This window comes from Paenibacillus dendritiformis (assembly GCF_021654795.1).
In the GTDB taxonomy this organism is placed as follows: Bacteria; Bacillota; Bacilli; order Paenibacillales; family Paenibacillaceae; genus Paenibacillus_B.
The window spans coordinates 3,105,593-3,122,559 of record NZ_AP025344.1 but is presented as its reverse complement, the minus strand read 5'-3'; the positions used below and the strand labels follow the sequence as shown (position 1 = coordinate 3,122,559).

Here is a 16,967-nt window from a genome sequence, read left to right as displayed (position 1 = left end):
ATGCATATTCGACATCGAATCTTGAATTCAGCCGGGCCTTCCGGTGCTCACGTACCCAAAACGTACGCTCCGCTCCTCAGGCCCTAGCTTCATCCAACCTTCTCGGTGCTGAAAGTCTGACTTTTTGAACACTTACTTATAATTCGAAAGGGGGCGAGAACGGTGAAAAAACTGATATGCGCTGCGGATGTGGAGGAATGGGCGGCTTCCGGACAGAAGCGGTGCTGCATTGACAGCAACACGATTGTGACACCGGCGGCCCGGGATAAGGCAAGGGAGCTGGGGGTGGAGTTTACCCATGAGCCATGTGGGACTTTGAGCTCCGGGGCCGCAGGCTGCCAAACTCAGGATGATCTCGACATGAACGCCATTTTTACATTTTTCAAGATGTTATCGGAAAAAGGACTGGTTGAAAAGCTGTTGGGTACGGCTCTTGAGCCGCCTTATCAGGCGGAGACGGACCCGGCTGGCTTGAAGCTTGTGCGGGGCCGGACGGTAAAAATGGAAGCTTGCGAAACGGGAACATCTGGTGCCAAGGTATATCGGCAAGAGGTAATCGGGAAGCCGGATTGTTCCATGAGCGCCGGATTTCTGACTGTCGATCACGATAGCTTCTCACAGGTGACGGCCCGCGAAGAAACTTATATCGTGCTGGAAGGCACGCTTGATGTCACTTTGAACGAGAGAACGTTCACCGCCCGTGAGGGGGATGTGATCTTCATCCCCAAAGGGGTGCAAGCGACCAAGGGATCGCCGGACTGCGCGAGGATGTTTTATATGACTTATCCGGCGGGCGAGCCTGATCGGAAGCTGCAGTAACAGGAGGTGACAGCATGCAGGCGCTTGGATTAATCGAAACGCGGGGCCTTCTTCCGGCGATTGAATGTCTGGACATCATGCTCAAATCAGCCCAGGTAGAACTGATAGAAAAGTGCAATGTGGGCGGCGGGCTAGTGACGATCATGGTAACCGGCGATGTCGGCGCTGTTCAAGCATCTGTGGAAGCAGGTGCCTCGGCGGCGCAACAGTTGGGCAGTGATATGCTGGTCAGCCGGCATGTCATTCCAAGACCCCACAACGACATTGCGAGCATCATCGGCCGGCGCTGCGTTTCGAACCTTGCCCAGGAGAAGTACGAGCCGGCGTTGCCAGTACAGCATAATAAGGCAGCAGAACCGTTTGCGGAGCAGATGCCCAAGCAAACGACGAAGCAGACTCTGGAACCGGATGCAGTGTCTGATGCTCTACTGGACGCGGCACCCGATGTTCCACTGGACGAAACTTCTATAGTTTCACTGGAAGCGACGCCCGATGTCTCAATCAATGGCGGTATTGAAGAAGGATTCCCTGTACTGGCGGCCGAGCCCGCTCAGGATCTTTCGTCTGAAGACGACAGTCCGGCAATGGACAATGAAAATCCGGCAGATGGAGATCAGACAGTGCCGGACAGTTCTTTCAAACACCAGATTGACGTGCTGGTAAAGGAAGCCGGGCTTGACAAAGCAATGGAGCAACTGGAATCGATGACAGCCGTGAAGCTGCGCCGACTGGCCAGAGAGTGCGGTCCTGCGTATGGGATGAGCATGACGACCATTTCCAAGGCCAACAAGGTGAAGCTGCTCAAGCGGTTCCGCCAGTATTATCAACAGTAAGCAGGATTCGAGAGGGGGATGTTTCACTTGGAAAATTTGGATTATGACTTGCAATCGATTCAGGAAACCCGGGAATTGGCCCGTGCAGGAAAAGCCGCCACCGATATCCTTGCAGGGTACAATGCTGAACAGATTGACAAAATTGTACAACACATGGTGCGGACAGCGGAGGTCCATGCCACCGAGTTGGCTGCCCTCGCAGTGGAGGAAACCGGATTTGGCAAGGTGGAGGATAAAATCTTCAAAAACCGCCTGGCTTCGACGCAGCTGTATGAATCGATTCGGGATACGAAAACGATTGGGGTTATCCGCGAGGATAAGACCAATCAATTAATAGAGATTGCCGAGCCTGTTGGACTGCTCATGGGCATTATTCCATCGACCAATCCGACATCCACTACGATTTTCAAATCGATCATTGCGATAAAGGCTCGTAATGGAATCATCTTTTCGCCGCATCCTTCGGCGAAGAAATCCATCATGCGGGCCGCAGAACTCATGCACGCAGCCGCTGTCGAGGCAGGGGCACCCGAAGGAATCATTGGCTGCGTTACCAAGCCTTCGATGCCAGCGACACAGGAACTGATGAAGTGCGATGAAATCGCCATGATTATCGCCACAGGCGGCTCGGCGATGGTGAAATCCGCCTACAGTGCGGGCAAGCCGGCGCTGGGGGTCGGACCGGGCAATGTGCCGGCCTTTATTGAGCGCACCGCTGATATTCCACAGGCAGTCGCAAATATCATTGCCAGCAAAACCTTCGATTATGGCACAATCTGCGCCTCTGAACAGGCTGTTATCGTCGAGGAATGCATCCGTCCTCAGGTGATCGCGGAGTTTGAGCGACAAGGCGGTTACTTTATGAATCAGGAGGAAACTGCCAAGGTCGCGTCCAAGCTGTTTGTCAAAGGCCATGCCATGAATTCAAGACTGGTGGGACGTTCGCCTCAGGTGATTGCCGAAGCGGCCGGCATTCAAATTCCAGCAGGGGTCAAGGTGCTGTTGGGCGAACAGCAGGGCGTGGGAGAGAAATTCCCGCTGTCCTATGAAAAGCTTACTACGGTATTGGCATTTTACACGGTACAGGACTGGCGTGAGGCTTGTGATCTAAGTGTCCAGCTGCTGCGTAATGGAGGAATTGGCCATAGCTTCTCCATCCATACACAGAATCACGATATGGTCATGGAATTTGCGCAAAAACCTGTATTCCGCATTTTGGTCAATACAGGCTCCACTCAGGGCGGCGTGGGCGCAAGCACCGGGCTTGCTCCGGCCTTCACTTTGGGATGCGGAACCTGGGGCGGCAGCGCTACTTCGGATAATGTGGGACCACAGCACTTGATTAATATCAAGCGTGTCGCTTATGGAATTAAGGACTGTACGGCACAAAGCCCGGATTCTGTTTCCTCTTCACAACCGCCGAAGCAAGAGGAGGATGCGCTGCTGTTAAATCTGGTCGATGAGCTGATGTCGATTTTGCAGAAAAGCGGTGACCGCTAATGGGGAACTATGAGCAAGTGCTGTCCTTGTTAATGGAGGTTGTATCCGGTGCTGTCAAGGCGGAAGGGGAGACTCGCTCCATCCCTTTAGGGATTTCAAACCGCCATGTGCATCTGTCTCAGGCTGATGTGGAGACGCTCTTCGGAGCCGGATATACGCTATCCAAAATGCGTGATTTGTCCCAACCCGGACAGTATGCATGTAATGAGACTGTTACGGTCTGCGGTCCAAAGGGGGCCATTGAAAAAGTGCGCGTTCTTGGCCCAGTGCGGAAGCAGAGCCAGGTAGAAATTATGCGGGGAGACTGTTTTAAGCTGGGCGTGAAAGCTCCCGTGCGCTTATCCGGGGAGCTGGAAGGCACACCGGGCATCACGTTGGTCGGGCCTAAGGGAAGCGTATATATTGCCTGCGGCTTGATGGTTGCACAGCGCCACATTCATATGACGCCTGATGATGCCCTTTACTTCGGCGTAACCAACGGAGAAATGGTCAGTATTCAATTTGATGGTCTCCGGGGCGGAGGGTACCATCAGGTCGCAATCCGAGTTAGCAGCGACGCCGCTCTCGACTGTCATATCGACGTTGAAGAGGCTAACGCGATGGATCTGACATCGGCGTCTGTGGTCAAAATCATAAAAAATCGCTAGGAGGAAATGAACATGAGATCGGAAGCTCTTGGTTTGGTTGAAACAAAAGGATTGGTAGGTTCTATCGAAGCGGCGGACGCTATGGTCAAAGCGGCCAATGTCACCTTGATTGGTAAAGAGATGGCAGGCGGCGGCCTTGTTACCGTGATGGTACGGGGCGATGTAGGTGCGGTGAAGGCGGCGACGGATGCCGGCGCCGCGGCCGCGAAGAATGTAGGGGAACTCGTGTCGGTACATGTGATTCCTCGTCCCCACAGCGAAGTGGAGATCATCCTTCCGACGACTAAGGAATAATTAAAAAAGCTATAAAATAAGCCTATGCTTCCGAAGCAAGTTTTGTTCGGTAAGCTAGCGCTATAATCTTACAAAACTTTTAAAAACTTCTAGGAGGAATGCAACATGAAATCGGAAGCATTGGGTTTAATTGAAACAAAAGGATTGGTAGGTTCTATCGAAGCAGCAGACGCAATGGTCAAAGCAGCCAATGTCACCCTGATTGGCAAAGAGATGGTAGGCGGCGGCCTTGTTACCGTAATGGTACGTGGCGATGTAGGAGCGGTGAAAGCGGCAACGGACGCTGGTGCCGCAGCCGCACAGCGCGTAGGGGAACTGATATCCGTACATGTGATTCCTCGTCCTCACAGTGAAGTGGAACATATTCTTCCCGCTGCGAAGCAATAATTTATTTCGATGCCCTGCCAAAGGCCAAAACCCGGTAAAACGGGTTCTGGCCTGTTTATTTTTGTCTGCGAGATCCCGGTTGTAGTCGTGGTGCATTTCTCTAAATAGGGTTTTGAGGGGGAGGGATGTACTATTTCCAAACAGGTTGAAAATTGCTATAATAGAGATGATATATTGTGAAAAATTTAGCATGAAACATCTATTTTCCCGTTCATTTTCGGTGAAAGGATGCAACGAGATTATGCTGAAAACCAATAGTCCGATCGCAACCAAGGTATACGCACGATACAGCGGCATCCTGTCTCTATCCAAGTTCTCGCTGCTGCTGCACGATAACAATGGAGACGTGTTGCTGGAGTTCAATCCATCCCCTGATTTCTGCAGGCATATTTGTTGGGAGAATCCTACGCGGCCTTGCGCGGATTATTTGAAACGCTTTAAGTCAGGCGAACAGGGGCGATTTGTTTGCTGTTACGGCATGGAGAATATTTTGCTGCCCATTATGGTCGAAGATGAGGTTGTTGGCTTCATATCGGGGATGCAAGCGTATTCCCAGGAGAGGGAATATCAGAAGTATCTGATTAACACGGCGGAATTGGCCGAAATGAAGGGGCTGGATTTGGAATTTGTCGCGAAGGCGATATCGGCTTTTCCAACCATTGACAAGGATAAAGCAGATGTTCACGAGCAGCTTTGCCATCATATCGCTAGGAATATTGCGCTCGACATCGCTGAAAGCACGCAGGATAACACCGGGATTATCCATCGTCTGTCTGCGGAAAAGGAAATTCTGGAGAAAAAAGTGATTGACTTGGAAGCCAAAAATATGTCTCTCGTCATCAATCCGCATTAAGGCATTTTTTTGCAACTAGGTATGACGCGGGCCATTCTTCATTTCAAACATACACAATGGGTCCGATAGTTAAGTAACATTCTTTTTCGGGTTTAGCTTTTACACAAAACCCGTATTTTGTACATATGTCAGTCGGTTGAATTTATCTCTATTCTACTTTGTACAGTATTATATCATTTAATGCCTGATCGCTAAAATATACAGACATGCGCAAATCGATCGATGGACTGGCCGCGATTGTACAGGAACAATTTGAGCTCAATCCGTTTTCCTCGGCCCTGTTCGTGTTTTTGAACCGGTTACGGATATTCTGGTTTTTCTCGGAAACTTCGCCTATCCAAGAATGTAATAAGGTCTACTCCATTAGATGAGTAGACCTTATTACACATATCTATAAGTATTTGAGTAATTGAAGGATATCTTTTTTAAATTCTGCACTTGATGATTTTAATAAGGACGGGACCTCTAAAAAGTGCACAATAAGAGCTCTACTAACTTTGTAAGAGTAGTCTTTTTTATCTCCTGTAAGTAGATCCACGATATCTCTTTTCAACGAATTACTAACTTTCCCCCATAAAAATTCCGATTCTTCCAGGTGCTTATCAATGAATATTTTAACATGATTAATAAAGGGATCATCTTTATGCTGGATAGTAACCCGTAACTGAGTAATCGTTATTTCTTCTGCTTTAAGTGATTGGTTCACATTAACCTGGTTCTTATTTTCAGCGGCACTTACACTCGTTGCGATGACACCAAGACTACTAAATCCAATTACACTTGCTAACGCAATTCCTGTACATTTTTTCACTAGCGATTTTGGTCTTTTTGTTTTCAAAACTATCCCTCCCAATTTGGATGTAATCCTTCTTTCAGGTAAATTCTACCACGAAATAAAATAGGGGGAATGTATAATATGTTACGATATTGTTAAAGAATGGAACTTTGAAGTATCCCTGAATCCGTGAAACAAAAAACTGAAAAGGTTAGAAAAACAGCCCCCGGTGAAGTAAACTAACGAAAAGGGAAGAATTCCCGTATGTCTTGAATTCACCTGGGAGGTGCACACATGAACCCTATGCGTTTTCAACTCGATCAGTCCGTGGAGTGGCTCACCGCTCTCCGGTTTGGCTCTCATTGGCCTGCTTCTTTCTCATACTCGAATTGCCAAACGTCTCATTCGGTACTCTCTGCCCGGTGCACAGCACCCTACCGTCACTCACCCGGATGTGGTCCTGGCTTATCTTGGATTGCTGTGCCAGGGGAAAAGCGATTTCGACCAGATCGAACCCTTTCGGGAGGACCGGTTTTTCGCGAAATCCTTAGTCCTGAAACATGTCACGTCCTCTCCCACTCTTCGGCAGCGGCTGGATTTAGCCGCCGCCCACAGCTACGACTGGCAGACGATTCTGCTCGAAGAGTCGGCGGACTTGCTGCATGCTCTGAACGCACCGCTGACCCCTGTTCAGGTCACCCTCCCTGAAGGGAAAACGTTGTCCTGGCTCCCCCTGGACCTGGACGTCTCGCCGTTCGACAATAGTCATACCCGGAAAGAAGGCGAAGAAGGCGTGTCCCCGACGTACAAAAAGGTGGAAGGCTATGCGCCGTTTTTTGCCTATCTAGGGCAGGAAGGCTATGGCATCAACGTCAATCTGCGCGAAGTCAGCAGGCATGTGCAAAAAGAAGCGGCTGCGTTTCTATCGCACAGTCTGGACTATGCCCGCCGAATCACCGATTCGCCGCTGCTCGTGCGCATGGTTCAAGAACTTTGGGACATGAATGACAAGAACTTGAGGACATTCCTATTCTATGTAACAAAAAGTAACAAATAAAGTGCCCGTATGAATTACAGGCACTTTGATAAAAATTTGATTTAGTTCTGACGATTTAATCAACCTTGTTGATTGTTGCTTGATCAATGTCCACTTGGGTCAATATATTTCGGCAGATTATTCTGCACATACATATACCGATTCCAACTCAGCGGGTTCGTCAGTTCCCCTTCATACGTATCCTCCGATATAAACCGCTTATCCTCCGGCGAGTAGAAATTAGAATGTTACGCTTGTTCTGCCCAGTTAGCCGGATATGTTACATAGATAAATCGTGCATATTCTGGCACAGAAAATTGAATCTTACTTCCTTTTGGAATCAGGATCACTTCTCCTGGACCAGCTGACACCTTTGTACCATCAATGATAACATCCAGATGTCCCTCAATCACATAATCAATTTCATCATAGTTAAGTGTCCAGTCAAAGGTTGTTTCTTTCATCTCCATGATACCGCAGCCAAGTCTCGGACTTTCCTTTAGCGAAAAAAGATCTTTGCAATAGACGATATCATTAGGGTTGCCTGTATCGAGACGATCCTCTTCTGTTACTTTCATATTTGGCACTTTAACAGAAGTAATCCCTCCAGGACCTCTATGAACGTTCTGTTCAATAGCATCAGCCCCTACTTTTTCCATGATGATTTTACGAACCATCTCTTCAATCATCTTTTTATCGATACTCATGGGTACCCTCCTCTGAGGTATGAAACAAAGTTCACTACGCTATATGACTTCCTCTAACAATTCTTCTGCCCTTTCCTGATTTCCCCATACCAGAAAATAGGCGCAAAGAGGCCTAAAGTTATACCGCTTCCTATCAAGTAGGAATGCGATAACCTTAAGCCTCTTTGCTTCAGCAAGACTACGCCTTTGTAGTCCTCTATTCCATTTTAATCGTGAATGAAACTGTTGTTCCACACGCCGTAGATTCAAATTGCATGCTCCCTTTTAGTTTATCCTCTAACTAGCTATTTACAATAGATAAACCTAAACTATTTTGTGAACATTCTTCAACGTTGAGTCCTTTGCCTTATTACACGAACTTTTCAGCTATTTGCTTCTGTCTGCTTCTTTGCAAGAAGATATCTTCGGTATTGCACAGGATCGAACTTGTTTAATCCGTGAAAGCTAGGTCTCGTGTTAGCCTCGATAAACCATACCTTTCCTTTCTTGTCGATCCCCATATCCAATCCGACGATTCGAAGGGGGAAACGAGAACCCAATTTACGTGCGATTTTGCAGGAAACACCGCTTAACTCTTTCAGAACTGCGGGTACGTTTAGCTGTTGGTCGGCTCCTCGAAGGACTTCCTTAATATTCGCATCGCGAGCTCCTTTTGCCACATTCGTGACGATGGAATTCGATCTAGGCGCGACTTTGGCGCTCATCCAGGTAAGCAACCACTGGTTGGAGGGTTTCTGCAGCACAATCCGCAGATCAAAAGGTTTCTGTCGATAGGTCGCTAGTGGAATCCCTTGCTGGATAATGTACTTTTTTTCGCGGTGCATTCTCTTTGCTACTTCGGATGCGATTTGTGTATTGGGGTACTTTTTGGACGATTCCTTGAATGAAACCAGACTTTCCGACTTATTAAGCCTCTTGACCCGGATAATCCCCGTTCCTGAGGAACCTTTATCGGGTTTGATATATAATACAGCGAAGGATTGGAGCATCTTGGTAAGAGTCGCGGCATGATACCAATGGGTTTCCGGAACGTGACGAGATAGGACGTGATCCTGTGACAAGGGCTTTCCTTTTAGCATTTTGCTGTTGATGAATTTATGTCTCATGCACTCACCTCCATCCTACATTATTCTAGCCCCTTTATCTGGATAACGGCTGATATCCATTCTGGTTGAATATTACGCGTGTCTACTGTGCGGGGAGCATATCAATGTTCAATGCTCCCTTGAACCTCGTCAACATTTGCTGCAACATTTCCCTAGGGGCGTTGTCCTATCTGAACAAACTGGATCCGGCGAATGTCATCGCCCCGAGCGGTGCGGCGCTCGATCTCGCCCTCCTACGTACTTCAACCACGCGCTTGAACAGTTGGCCGATGAAGACAACGTCGAATATGTGGACTTGTCACCCCTCTTCGCCGCCAACAAAATCCCTTACGCGGACAACGGCGTTCCCTTCAAGCCGGATTTCTATCCGCTGCTCCCGGACTATTTGAAGGGGCTTGTAAAGTAGGGAGATGGCCGGTTAGCTGGCAAGCGTCAAACAAGCTGGGATGGTGGCTCGAAATTGCTGAATCATCACTTTGCAGTCGTGCTGAGGTTCTCCCTTAGCGCTTCAAACGTCGTCATCAAGTTACTTCTGCACGATCTGAATAAGGTTGCCGCATGTATCGTCGAAGACAGCTATTGTGACCTTGCCCATTTCTGTCGGTTCCATAGTGAACTTCACGCCTTTTTCCATTAATCGTTTGTACTCTTTATGAATATCAGCAACGCCAAACATTGTTACTGGGATGCCTTCGGCAAACAGCTTCTTTTGGTACTCCTTTGCGGCTGGATGGTCATTCGGTTCGAGTAAAAGCTCGGTACCCTCTGGATCATCGGGAGAAACAAGCGTTATCCACCTAAATTTCCCCATGGGAATGTCCTCCTTTTTTACAAACCCCAGTTTTTCTGAATAAAACTCCAGTGCCTTGTCTTGATTTTGGACGAATATACTGGTAACAATGATTTTCATACTGTTTTTGCCTCCTTTGATATTTATGACGATGGTGCTGTGCTAACAATTGTGATGAGTTTTCGCCAAGAACATTCCGGATAGAAATTACTGAACTCGGCTATTATTCTGTCTCATGATCAAGGAGTGGTTCTTTTCCCAATTATTTTATCGAACCGTTTGAAGATATTTTCTTATTTGTTCTTCGTGGTGCTTATCATGGTTAATAAACATTTCTTGCAAAAAAGTTTCCAGCGTATACGCGCTATTATGGAATTGTCTGGCGAATGCTGATTCAGACACCATATTGAGTTTTATTATCAGTTGTTTGCGTTGGGAAATTGCTTCCTGTAGTAAATCTTGCAGTTTCATTTTTCTGCCGAAAGCCACGGATGCTTCATTAAAGGCCTGTACATCGTGATGTTCTTCCAGTTTTACTTCTTCATTGTTTATAACCTGGTTAAGTGTCTTGCTAAAGTTTTTGTCCCAACCCATAATATGACTAATAATGTCCCGAATCGACCATGCACCAACTATTGGTGTGCATAGAACATCATCAGAGTAAGGGATTAAATTAGAAATAAAAACTGTAAATCTCTCTAAGTCCTGAGAGACCTCTGCAATCGTTGCCACATTACATTCCTCCAAATGATCGTTTTGAAAATCGGCAAGCCTTTTCATTGCTTCAAATCTAAGGAAAAATCAATCAAGATGGAGGATCGATTATAGCACGTATGTTCGCAAAAGTCCATCGACCCGCAGGTTACCGTATGCCTTGACGAGCTTCAAGTCGGTCTGCCGAGGGCCCTGAAGGATACCTCTTTTTAAAGGGTATATCGATTGACCATTCATTGCGAGATCCCTTAAAGTTACTGCACAATTATGTAAAAATCGCGTCTCTTAACATAGCAGAAAACGGCTGCCTTCTTCACGGCAACCGTTTCTCTTGCCTGTCGCAAATGCATTGCGGCAGGCATTGTATGTTACATTTCAAACGTCGACTATTCAGTCCGGTATAACTGTCCACATGCCGCATTAATGTCTGATCCGAATTGAGTTCGGACCGTAACGTTCACACCATTTCTTTTCAATGTCCGAACGAACATTTTGATCCTTTCAGGGTCAGATGGCAAGTAGCTTTGAGGCGTCACTTCGGTCGAATTGTAGGGAATTAGGTTCACGTGGTAAAGATGTTCCCAAGATCCCCTTCCCCTTAACAGGGCGGCAACCGCTTTCGCATGCTCCGCCGAATCGTTGAATCCTCGAAGAAGAATATACGCGATATACACCTTTCTTCCCGTATGCCGGATATGGCGATCCAACGCATTCAACACGTCGCGGAGCGGATACCGCTTATTGATCGGCATCAGTTCGCTCCGTTGATCGTCGAACGGCGAATGCATCGAGAAGGTTAGATTGACCTGTGGGAACTCCCGCGTCAACCTATCGATTCCTGGCAACAGGCCGATGGTGGAAATCGTAATTCTTCTATGTCCTAAACTGAAAAGATGCGGGTTGGTCAAGATCGCCAGCGCATCGAAAAGGTGCGGGTTGGCGAGCGCCTCCCCCATGCCCATGAAAGACACGCTGTCCAGGGCGTGGCCATTCAAGTGAAAGTGAAGCAATTGGTCGGTAATTTCGTCTGCGGTCAGATTTCGTTTCAGGCCGATGGTACCGGTGGCGCAAAAGCGGCACCCGAACCCGCAGCCGCACTGAGTGGAAATACAATACGATTGCCACCCCCGTTTATAGGAAAGTCGTACGGCCTCTATGCGTTCGCCGCCCCCGATGGCAAACAGCACCTTGCTGACCTGCTGCGATGTGAGTTCCTTTACCGGAATAACGCTGGAAACATACGGACCCAGCATCCGGGCCAGCTCTTCCCGCAAAAATTTAGGCAGCATGGCGATCCGTTCGTATTCAGCAATTTTTTGTTTGAAAATAGCGTCCATAATTTGCCCATACCGGTACGCAGGCTGGTTGAAGTCGGACAAGATCTGCCCAATCGTTTCATATTTCGAGGTTGGGTTCATGTGTTCTCCTTACCGCCGGAGAAAATGCAAAAAAGCAACCGTCATCCGGCGCTTTAATGCGTCATTAACCAACTACGCAGGAAAAAACACGCTGCGTATGCGGACATAATCGCTACGTGCATCTGTCGATAGATTGGTAAAACTCCGGCAACAGATTTATTTTTTTGTGAACCGGGTCAACAGGCAGGAACCGGTTCACATAATCATCTACAACCTCAACCTCAATGATCATCGCTTTCATCCTCCTAGAGTGTATTAACTTTCAGTTCCACAATTTTTGTTGCGATATGTCTGCAAAACTCGCTGTCGTGCTCCACAAAAAGGATAGTTGGCGAATGCTCCAGCAGCAGTTCTTCGATTTGCATCCTGGAAATGACGTCGATAAAACGGTTCATCCCAAACATGCAAATGAGCGCGTTCGCAGAGGCTTTTCGCGATCAGAACCTTCTTCTTCTGACCGCCGCTGAACGAAGCGATGTCCTTTTCGAATTGCAAGCGCGAAAAATCGAGTTTTCTCAAAATCGCTTTGAATAAGCTTTCGTCAATCCCGCTGGATCTGGCGAATTCCGACAAATTGCCCCGCAACTCCGAGGTATCTTGTGAAACGTAGGAAATTTTCATCTGGCTCCCTTTTCGAAACACGCCGGAATAAGGTATTTCCTCGCCGCAAATCAGTTTGAGCAAACTGGATTTGCCTGAGCCGTTCGGACCGGAGAGCACGATGCGATCCCCTTGCTCGACAGTAAAGCTGATGTCGCGGCAAACGTTCTTCTCTCCATAATGAATCGAAATGCGGTCAAGCTCGACCAATTGGTGTTTATGATAAGTCATCTGTGATATTTTCAGGCTTTCCGAGCTATCGACGTTTCTCAGAAGCTGAGATCGTTCCTCGATCGCGGATTGCTGTCTTTGCTCGATCGATTTGGATCGCTTCATCATTTTGGCGGCCTTGTGACCGATATACCCCTTATCGACCTTAGAGCCGGAGTTACGGGTGCCGTTTTTCGTTTTTTCTACTTCGTGCGACCAGTTGCTCGTTCGCTTGGCCGCTTCGGACAGCCTCTTAATGTCCTTCCTCAGCTTTTCGTTCTCGGCCCGTTCGAAATTGTCCTGTCTTTGTTTATTCTCCCACCAGTCTGAAAAATTTCCGTTCTGGATTTCGATATTGGTCTTATTGATCGAAAGAATGTGATCCACACAATTGTCGAGAAACGCCCGATCGTGTGACACCAAAATAAAACCGCTCTTGCCGTTCAAATAATCACTTACTAGCTTCCGAGCATGCAGATCCAGATGATTTGTCGGCTCGTCGATCAGCAAAAAGCTGTTTTCCTTCAAAAACAGGACCGCCAGCATGACCTTCGTCTGTTCTCCATTGGACAACGAGTCGAACGGCCGGTACAACACATCCTCTGACAACTTCAGCAGCGAAAACTCGCGCATGAGTTGCCAGTGCTCGTAGTCCGGATAGATGTCGGCTACCACATCGAATGTATAATTTTCCTTGTGTTCGACGTGGAACGGGAAATACTCGAAGCTGACGTTAGAGGAAATCGTTCCGCTGTATTCATACTTGCCGAGCAGCAGATTGAGAAACGTAGTCTTCCCCCGGCCGTTCCTCCCCGTAAAGCCCAATTTCCAGTTGGTATCGATTTGTAAACTTACATGCTCAAAAATGTTGTCGTAACTGCCGTCATAGGCAAACGTCAAGTTAGTTACCTTGATCAATGACATTCCAGAAACCTCCTTGGTTCACAAATAAAAAAGAGCCGCAAGAAAGTTGACCTTTCTTACAGCTCAAAAAAATAAAGCAAATCCAACCCTGCGCAGAGTCAGATAAGGACATATTTTTTGAGTGAAAAGAATAAGGTAACTTTCTTGCCAATAAAGAATAAAACGGAATACACAGAACTTGTTTTATTCTTTAAACGTCAGCAAGAAATTTTACATTATCCTCTTCAACCCCTATCGTAAGCGTTAGCGCAATAGTAACATACCAGGTATTTCATTGCAACATCCCGGCAGTGGCAACATTCATCTGCTTCAGTTCGATTAAGTTCACATCATACATCCTAAGGAAATCTTGCCGTTGCGTTGGATTCTTATTGACTCAGGTAAGAAGGCGATTCCGAGTATCTTAGACTCGGCACCTAACTTCCTCACAGGTATCTACGACTCTACGATATTCCGCCCTCCGTCATGTGCGGGAATCAGCTGAATTTCTATAGCCTGCTAATCCAAGCAAGTAAATAGGTATCGCCGTTTGAAGCAACTTTGTTCCTGCATCTCATTTGGATACTTCTCTCCTTTTCTCACCATAAAAATACACCCCTTAGAAATCATCGGAGTAACCACGGGTTTTATCCAATGTCCATTCTAAGGGGTGTGCTTCATTGGTAACGCAGGCGTTTTCCGCGGCATTCGAAACTTGTCGTCGATCTTCTGTCTCGGTCGCCCGGTCTTTTAAGGCATCACAACCACTTTCTCTTTACAGGATGCACAATACTTCGCATATTGGATACAAGACTCCAATGAATCGTCCGGCTCCATCGGCCACCAGCGGATCGCCCCCGCAGGCGCTTGGGAAGCGACAAACTCCACTTCCTTGGGGATACGGCCCACAACGATAACCTCGATGTGCTTAAAGCCCGACTCCATCCCCCTTTGGAAAGTCTTTCTTAATTGAGTATGCACCGTCTCCGGATGAGAATAAGGAATGGGGAACAATATCGATACTCGGGAAGTATCTTCATGAATGACATGAGCCGTTTTGCGGGCGGGATCGTATACGGAGGTCTCCCATATGCGGCTGTACGGCAGATGCTCCGGCAGATCCAGCTCGATCAGCCTCGAATGAATTCTATCGTGGTATACCCGTTCCAGTTCTCTGACCAAGATCTGAATCTGCTTATTTCTTAGAAAAGTGGTGTTGTTTCCTCTCTCGTTCCGATATTGGATATAGAGTAAATCGGGAACGGCCGCAAACTTGGAGCAAAGAAACGTCCGGATCAGCATGTCGTAATCGTCGGCCACCAGCAACTCATCGCGATGACCTCCGACCAGATGATAGCAATCCCGAGACCATGCGCGGGGATGATTCGGCAGCCCGACCAAGTGGCGTACGGTATTGCCGTTGATCGTCGTATGCCTCTGCGCATTTTGCCAGCGGTTCATTTCACGCAGCCACACCCGATAAGATACGCTGTATCCAAAACCGCAATCCCAGCCGTACCAATGCGCATGAAGGTTCTCTGCGTACACCTCGGTGCAATCCCCGAAAACAAAGCCGCATTCGGGATTTTCCTGAAAAGCCCGAACGATCTTCTCCAGGCAATCGGGCATCAGGTCGTCGTCATGATCGACCTCGACTAAGATTTCACCTGTACAAAGACCTGCGGCATACCTTTTGAGCGCCCCAATATAGCCATTGCGGGAATCCTGGCGGTATCTGCGTACGCGAGGGTCTTTCAGAGGAAGCAAGTCATTTTTGTAAGTTTCCTCGTTATCTCCGGAATCGTCCACGATGACCCATTCCCAGTTCGGGTAGGTTTGATTTAATAGAGATCGATAAGGCCGTTGAATTCTTTCTCTTGACCTGTAGCTGGCCGTGAACACGGATATGAGAGGCGTATCGGAAGAAAAACGGGCAGGAGGAACGGCCTTGTTTTCAGGGAGCGGATCCGTCGCTCTGATCCAGCAATAAAACAATTTATGCGATTCGAGTTCGTCCGGCGAATGGAAGTGCAGCCAACGTTTTTTTTCATGAATAGGCAGCGATCTTAGGGTTGTAAAAGGCTCCCACTCATCTCCTATGGATACATAGACATGCGGCTTTCGGGGGCCGGCATCGACCAGTGGATCATCAGGTCCATACATTTTCACGGTGATGTGGTTTTCTTCCAACCCCGAGATCGGTTCTTTCAATTTCTCCTTCGAAATGTTGTCTGTCAAAAACAGATGAACCGTCAATAAAGGAATAAAGTCCGATGACAAGAGTTGATTCCCCTTTCTCAAATGTCGAACACAAGCTGGAGCCCAAGTGTCGATCCATTCTCTTCTTTCACATACGCAGTCTATTCCGCTGCTCCCCTATTTGTCCACCCAAAAGCCTTGTATGAGCGCACAATTCGCTTGAGACCGCATAGTCTGAGAGGTAGAAATCCGATAATGCAATGCAGGACACAACTCTTTTTCAAGAAAGGTGGAGTTATCTTGGAACATCCGTTGGTTAGTGTCGTGATTCCTGCTTATAACCGGCCACATACGCTAAAAATCGCCATCGACAGCGTACTTGAACAAACCTATCCGAATATCGAAATCGTCATTTGCGACGACAGCTCCAATAACGAAGTGCAACAAATGCTGGAAAAAGCATATCTGCCATCTTATCCCCAGATTAAATACTATAAAAACGAGAAAAACCTTTTTCTTGAAAACTGGCACAAATGCTTCGACCTGGCCTCGGGGGAGTATATCAATTACTTGATGGATGACGACGTCTTTCATAAAGAAAAGATCGCCAAGATGCTTTTCTTTTTTAACGAATTCGAAAACATTACGCTCGTCACCTCCTGCCGGCAAACCATCAATGAAGCGGGGATCTTTCTTTCGCCTGTCGCCGCAACGGTCAGACTCTACGAAGAGACAAGAGTAATGGATGGAAAAACGCTTGGGAATATCGCATTAACCCGTTGCTTAAATGTTATCGGTGAACCAACGACCGTGTTGTTTAGAAAAGCGGACCTTGCCGAACCGTTCGGGGTATACCGCGGGAAGCAATACTCGCTGATTAACGATATGGCTGCCTGGTTATCGCTATTGTCCACAGGAAAAGCGGTGTATATTTCGGAAGCGCTCAGCTACTTTCGGTTACATGCCAACCAAAACAACAGCACGCTTGGCTTTAAAGCGTTCAGCGAATGGCTCGATATTATGATCGCCTCCAGAGAGGAGGGTTTTCTGGAAACGGAGGAGTTGTACAAAACCGCCCTTCTTGCTTATCGGAAACGCGTCGAGGGATATCCGCAATTCGCAGAAGACATTCAGCGGATCGATACGATCTTGACTACGATAGAATGAGGACACGCG

19 protein-coding genes and 1 pseudogene are annotated in these 16,967 nt (G+C 47.6%); 11 read left to right on the top strand and 9 right to left on the bottom strand.

What is annotated here, in order from left to right; genetic code table 11:
• Window positions 1-162 precede the first annotated feature (162 nt).
• The 8 genes from L6439_RS13625 to tnpB all read left to right on the top strand — a co-directional run bounded on the left by L6439_RS13625 (window position 163) and on the right by tnpB (window position 5,704).
• Entirely contained in the window at window positions 163-819 is a 657-nt protein-coding gene (locus L6439_RS13625; RefSeq protein WP_213469363.1) for a cupin domain-containing protein, read from the top strand.
• Between the two features lie 14 nt (window positions 820-833).
• Window positions 834-1,652, top strand: a complete 819-nt coding sequence (locus L6439_RS29690) for a BMC domain-containing protein (protein WP_213469364.1) — start codon at window positions 834-836, stop codon at window positions 1,650-1,652.
• A 27-nt stretch (window positions 1,653-1,679) separates the two neighbouring features.
• On the top strand, window positions 1,680-3,152 hold the full coding sequence (locus L6439_RS13615) for an acetaldehyde dehydrogenase (acetylating) (protein WP_213469365.1): 1,473 nt from the start codon (window positions 1,680-1,682) through the stop codon (window positions 3,150-3,152).
• On the top strand, window positions 3,152-3,799 hold the full coding sequence (locus L6439_RS13610; protein ID WP_213469366.1) for a phosphate propanoyltransferase: 648 nt from the start codon (window positions 3,152-3,154) through the stop codon (window positions 3,797-3,799). Before L6439_RS13615 ends, L6439_RS13610 begins: the two co-directional genes overlap by 1 nt.
• Window positions 3,800-3,811: 12 nt before the next feature.
• The gene (locus tag L6439_RS13605; protein WP_143800334.1) at window positions 3,812-4,093 is read left to right on the top strand and encodes a BMC domain-containing protein; all 282 of its coding nucleotides are present in this window, start codon (window positions 3,812-3,814) and stop codon (window positions 4,091-4,093) included.
• A gap of 105 nt (window positions 4,094-4,198) precedes the next feature.
• On the top strand, window positions 4,199-4,480 hold the full coding sequence (gene eutM, locus L6439_RS13600; protein ID WP_087443500.1) for an ethanolamine utilization microcompartment protein EutM: 282 nt from the start codon (window positions 4,199-4,201) through the stop codon (window positions 4,478-4,480).
• A gap of 241 nt (window positions 4,481-4,721) precedes the next feature.
• A complete protein-coding gene (locus tag L6439_RS13595; RefSeq protein ID WP_237096863.1) occupies window positions 4,722-5,333 on the top strand; it encodes a PocR ligand-binding domain-containing protein in 612 nt (203 codons plus the stop codon).
• Between the two features lie 206 nt (window positions 5,334-5,539).
• Window positions 5,540-5,704, top strand: a complete 165-nt coding sequence (tnpB, locus tag L6439_RS29685) for an IS66 family insertion sequence element accessory protein TnpB (protein ID WP_213469367.1) — start codon at window positions 5,540-5,542, stop codon at window positions 5,702-5,704.
• A 20-nt stretch (window positions 5,705-5,724) separates the two neighbouring features.
• Here tnpB and L6439_RS13590 read toward each other — a convergent pair whose 3' ends face one another.
• Window positions 5,725-6,171 (bottom strand): hypothetical protein, encoded by a 447-nt coding sequence (locus L6439_RS13590; RefSeq protein WP_213469368.1) that lies wholly within the window; start codon window positions 6,169-6,171, stop codon window positions 5,725-5,727.
• A 289-nt stretch (window positions 6,172-6,460) separates the two neighbouring features.
• On the opposite strand from L6439_RS13590, the gene L6439_RS13585 reads away from it, so the two are divergent.
• Window positions 6,461-7,165 (top strand): transposase, encoded by a 705-nt coding sequence (locus L6439_RS13585; protein WP_213469369.1) that lies wholly within the window; start codon window positions 6,461-6,463, stop codon window positions 7,163-7,165.
• Window positions 7,166-7,248: 83 nt separating this feature from the next.
• Here the strand turns inward: L6439_RS13585 and L6439_RS29680 are convergent, their stop codons facing one another.
• The 3 genes from L6439_RS29680 to L6439_RS13575 form a co-directional block, all read right to left on the bottom strand.
• On the bottom strand, window positions 7,249-7,329 hold the full coding sequence (locus tag L6439_RS29680; RefSeq protein ID WP_420540595.1) for a hypothetical protein: 81 nt from the start codon (window positions 7,327-7,329) through the stop codon (window positions 7,249-7,251).
• Between the two features lie 63 nt (window positions 7,330-7,392).
• Window positions 7,393-7,803, bottom strand: coding sequence for a cupin domain-containing protein (locus tag L6439_RS13580; protein ID WP_420540594.1), 411 nt, complete (start codon window positions 7,801-7,803; stop codon window positions 7,393-7,395).
• 410 nt (window positions 7,804-8,213) lie between these two features.
• The gene (locus L6439_RS13575) at window positions 8,214-8,957 is read right to left on the bottom strand and encodes a YheC/YheD family protein (protein WP_213469370.1); all 744 of its coding nucleotides are present in this window, start codon (window positions 8,955-8,957) and stop codon (window positions 8,214-8,216) included.
• Window positions 8,958-9,219: 262 nt separating this feature from the next.
• Here L6439_RS13575 and L6439_RS13570 point away from each other — a divergent pair, with 262 nt between their 5' ends.
• Window positions 9,220-9,363, top strand: a complete 144-nt coding sequence (locus L6439_RS13570) for an SGNH/GDSL hydrolase family protein (RefSeq protein ID WP_237096862.1) — start codon at window positions 9,220-9,222, stop codon at window positions 9,361-9,363.
• 120 nt (window positions 9,364-9,483) lie between these two features.
• Here the strand turns inward: L6439_RS13570 and L6439_RS13565 are convergent, their stop codons facing one another.
• The 5 genes and pseudogenes from L6439_RS13565 to L6439_RS13545 form a co-directional block, all read right to left on the bottom strand.
• Window positions 9,484-9,867, bottom strand: a complete 384-nt coding sequence (locus L6439_RS13565; protein ID WP_168182124.1) for a VOC family protein — start codon at window positions 9,865-9,867, stop codon at window positions 9,484-9,486.
• A 147-nt stretch (window positions 9,868-10,014) separates the two neighbouring features.
• Window positions 10,015-10,479 (bottom strand): DinB family protein, encoded by a 465-nt coding sequence (locus L6439_RS13560; protein ID WP_213469371.1) that lies wholly within the window; start codon window positions 10,477-10,479, stop codon window positions 10,015-10,017.
• Between the two features lie 368 nt (window positions 10,480-10,847).
• A complete protein-coding gene (locus L6439_RS13555) occupies window positions 10,848-11,879 on the bottom strand; it encodes a Cfr family 23S rRNA (adenine(2503)-C(8))-methyltransferase (protein ID WP_213469372.1) in 1,032 nt (343 codons plus the stop codon).
• A 245-nt stretch (window positions 11,880-12,124) separates the two neighbouring features.
• A pseudogene (gene abc-f / locus L6439_RS13550) lies at window positions 12,125-13,613 on the bottom strand (ribosomal protection-like ABC-F family protein).
• 729 nt (window positions 13,614-14,342) lie between these two features.
• Window positions 14,343-15,872: a glycosyltransferase gene (locus L6439_RS13545; RefSeq protein WP_213469373.1), complete on the bottom strand. Its 1,530-nt coding sequence runs from the start codon at window positions 15,870-15,872 to the stop codon at window positions 14,343-14,345.
• A gap of 219 nt (window positions 15,873-16,091) precedes the next feature.
• Between L6439_RS13545 and L6439_RS13540 the strand changes: the two genes are divergently transcribed.
• Window positions 16,092-16,958: a glycosyltransferase family 2 protein gene (locus tag L6439_RS13540; protein WP_213469374.1), complete on the top strand. Its 867-nt coding sequence runs from the start codon at window positions 16,092-16,094 to the stop codon at window positions 16,956-16,958.
• Window positions 16,959-16,967 lie beyond the last annotated feature (9 nt).